This window comes from Pontibacter sp. HJ8, from assembly GCF_054824225.1.
Genome location: NZ_JSYF01000491.1, coordinates 1 through 3692 on the forward strand (window position 1 = coordinate 1; position 3692 = coordinate 3692).

The window sequence follows — 3692 nt, forward strand, 5'->3', positions numbered from 1 at the left end:
ATAGGTATAGGTATAGGTATAGGTATAGGTGGCGACCTGCCGTATGGATGGCTATACCTATACCTATTAGCAGGCTACCTTAAAACTGGATGAACTGGTCTATCTGCTGGTTGAGCAGTTCCAGGTAGAGATCGTTGGTGATGGCTGTGCCATCGTAGTTTTGGCCGAACTGGGCGAGTCGGGGTTTTAGTGCGAGTACGTGCATGCCTAGGTAATTGAATATATCCGTCAGGTGGCTCATGGCAAGGCCGCTGCCCTGCACACCTGACGAAAGGCCTACCAGGGCAGCCTTTTTGTTCCGGAACGTGTTCGGATAGGCTAAACCATCTATAAAAGCTTTGAGTACGCCCGGAAAAGATCCGTTGTACTCCGGCACAATAAACACAAACTTATCCGAGGTGCTGATCAGGCTGCTGAGCTTATTGAATTCCTCATCGGTACCCAGGTTGTCATAAAGTGCCGAGCGCGTGAAATCAGCGGGTAGATCTGCCAGATCCAGTATCTGAGAAGGTATATGCCGCTCCTGTAATAAGCCGGCATATAAATTGGCGACTGCTCTTGAGTTCGATGCGGGTCTGTTCGTCCCCGTTATGATGGTGATCATAGTGCTTCAGGTTTGCCTGTACTCACAAGTGGAGAACCAAATGTTTCTGCTACAGGTAGGTATAACGCTGTCATGTGAATGTATACCAAAATAGAACAAAAAAGGCGAGAACAGTGCTGCTGTCTCGCCTTTTTTATTCGATAAGGTTGCGTTATGCTACATTATCAGAGGTTGCTTTAGCACTCAGGTACTCGCGTCTCAACATATCAATGTTGTCCAGCGATATGCCTACCGGGCACTCAGCCGCGCAGGCACCTGTATTGGTACAAGCTCCGAATCCTTCAATATCCATTTGGGCTACCATGTTTTCAACACGGGTTTTACGCTCCACATGGCCTTGTGGTAAAAGGGCAAGCTGCGACACTTTGGCACTCACAAAAAGGATAGCCGAAGCATTTTTGCAGGCAGCCACACAGGCGCCACACTGGATACAGGTAGCCGCGTCGAAGGCTTTATCTGCGATGGTTTTCGGAATTAGAATAGCATTCGCATCCGGTACACCACCGGTGTTCACCGATACATAGCCACCTGCCTGCTGAATACGATCGAAAGCCGAACGGTCTACTACCAGGTCCTTGTGCACAGGGAAAGCAGCTGCTCTCCAAGGCTCAATGGTGATGGTGTCACCGTGTTTGAAGTGACGCATGTGCAGCTGACAGGTGGTAGTGCCACGCTCTGGACCATGTGCACGGCCGTTGATGAACAAGCTACACATCCCACAAATGCCTTCGCGGCAGTCATGATCGAAGGCAACCGGCTCTTCGCCTTTCAGCAACAGTTCTTCGTTCAATACGTCTAGCATTTCTAGGAACGACATATCCGGCGAAATATTTTTGATCGGATAGGTTACCAGCTGACCTGCTGAGTTTTTATCTTTTTGGCGCCAAATCTTCAATGTCAGATCCATTGGTTTAGCATTTGGATTACTTCCAGCCATTTTTTTATTAATTACGAATTAAGAATTACGAATTAAGAATTATACATCACCTGTTAGCAGGATTATTACTTTTTCTTAATTTTTAATTAATCATTACTTATAACTACGCTGCGTCAGTTTTACGTTTTCGAACTGCAGCTCTTCCTTGTGCAGCACCGGCTGGTTGCCAACTCCTGTATATTCCCAGGCGGCTACATAAGCATAGTTGTCATCGTCACGCAGCGCTTCGTTTTCCGGCGTCTGGAATTCCTCGCGGAAGTGGCCGCCACAAGACTCGTTACGCTGCAGGGCATCTTCTACCATCAGTTCACCAAGTTCCAGGAAGTCAGCTACCCGGTGGGCTTTCTCCAGCGTCTGGTTGAGCTCCTCGTTCACACCAGTCACTTTTACATTTTGCCAGAACTCTTCGCGCAGTTTGCGGATTTCCTGCTTGGCAAACTGTAGACCTTCTGCATTACGAGCCATACCGCAGTGTTCCCACATGATCAGGCCCAGTGCCTTGTGGAAATCGTCTACCGTACGGTTGCCTTTGATGGAGAGAAGGCGTTGGGTTATAGCCATGACATTCTGCTCGGCTTCTTTGAAGGCAGGGTGGTCGGTGGTGAGTTTATCGGCTGGCGTCTTAGCCAGGTAGTCACCTATTGTGTAAGGAATCACGAAGTAACCATCAGCCAGGCCCTGCATCAGCGCAGAAGCGCCGAGGCGGTTAGCACCGTGATCAGAGAAGTTACACTCACCAGTAGCGTACAGACCAGGTATGTTGGTCATCAGGTTATAATCTACCCAAAGGCCGCCCATGGTATAGTGTACCGCAGGGTAAATACGCATCGGGTTTTCGTATGGATTCTCATCTGTGATCTTGGCATACATCTCAAAGAGATTGCCATACTTGGCAGCGATGGCCGGTTGTCCTTCACGCTTGATCGCTTCAGCAAAATCAAGGAAAACGGACAGGCCGGATGCACCTACACCACGTCCTTCGTCGCACATCAGTTTGGCGTTACGGGAAGCCACGTCTCGCGGTACCAGGTTACCGAAGGCAGGGTATTTACGCTCCAGGAAGTAATCGCGGTCATCTTCTTTAATATCCTGTACTTTGATCTCGCCTTTGCGTAAGCGCTGGGCAAGCTCTACGGTCTTGGGTACCCATACACGGCCATCGTTCCGCAGCGACTCTGACATCAGCGTCAGCTTGGACTGGTAGTCTCCCGATACCGGAATACAGGTTGGGTGTATCTGCGTGAAGCAAGGGTTGGCGAACAAAGCACCTTTTTTATGCGCTCTCCAGGCAGCTGTGGCGTTAGAGCCCATGGCGTTGGTAGAGAGGAAGAATACGTTGCCGTAACCACCTGTTGCCAGTACCACGGCGTGGGCACTGTGCGACTCTACTTTACCTGTGATCAGGTTGCGCACTACAATACCACGTGCCTTGCCGTCTACCATAACCAGGTCGAGCATCTCGGTACGTGGGTACATTTTTACTTTGCCGTAGGCGATCTGGCGGTTAAGTGCCGAATAGGCACCCAGTAACAGCTGCTGTCCGGTCTGGCCGCGGGCGTAGAAGGTACGGGATACCTGCGCACCACCGAACGAACGGTTGGCCAGCAGTCCGCCGTACTCACGGGCGAAAGGAACACCCTGTGCCACGCACTGGTCAATGATATCGACCGATACCTGGGCCAGGCGGTATACGTTGGCTTCGCGTGCGCGGTAGTCGCCTCCTTTGATTGTGTCATAGAACAGACGGAACACGGAGTCGCCGTCGTTCTGGTAATTTTTGGCAGCGTTGATACCACCTTGTGCCGCTATCGAGTGCGCACGGCGGGGAGAATCCTGGAAGCAGAACGCTTTTACGTTGTAGCCCAGTTCGCCTAAAGTAGCTGCCGCAGAGGCACCGGCCAGGCCTGTCCCTACTACTATAATCTCATATTTACGCTTGTTAGCCGGGTTTACCAGCTTCACATTGAATTTATGTTTATCCCATTTCTCTGCCAAAGGGCCTTCCGGGATTTTTGAATCTAATATCATAGCAACTAATGACAGTTTATGTTATTCAAAGAAAAAGAAGAAGTAGAGCGGAATGATGGCAAAACCCAGGCAAACGATAATAGAGAAGGCATAGCCGAACGTCTTGATGAACGGAGTATACTT

3 protein-coding genes are annotated in these 3692 nt (G+C 50.1%); all 3 read right to left on the reverse strand.

Annotated features, from left to right (window positions below):
- Positions 1-79: 79 nt before the first annotated feature.
- On the reverse strand, positions 80-604 hold the full coding sequence (locus OB13_RS18350; RefSeq protein ID WP_461491636.1) for an NADPH-dependent FMN reductase: 525 nt from the start codon (positions 602-604) through the stop codon (positions 80-82).
- Positions 605-755: 151 nt separating this feature from the next.
- On the reverse strand, positions 756-1511 hold the full coding sequence (locus tag OB13_RS18355; RefSeq protein WP_461491637.1) for a succinate dehydrogenase/fumarate reductase iron-sulfur subunit: 756 nt from the start codon (positions 1509-1511) through the stop codon (positions 756-758).
- A 123-nt stretch (positions 1512-1634) separates the two neighbouring features.
- Positions 1635-3569, reverse strand: coding sequence for a fumarate reductase/succinate dehydrogenase flavoprotein subunit (locus OB13_RS18360; protein WP_461491638.1), 1935 nt, complete (start codon positions 3567-3569; stop codon positions 1635-1637).
- Positions 3570-3692 lie beyond the last annotated feature (123 nt).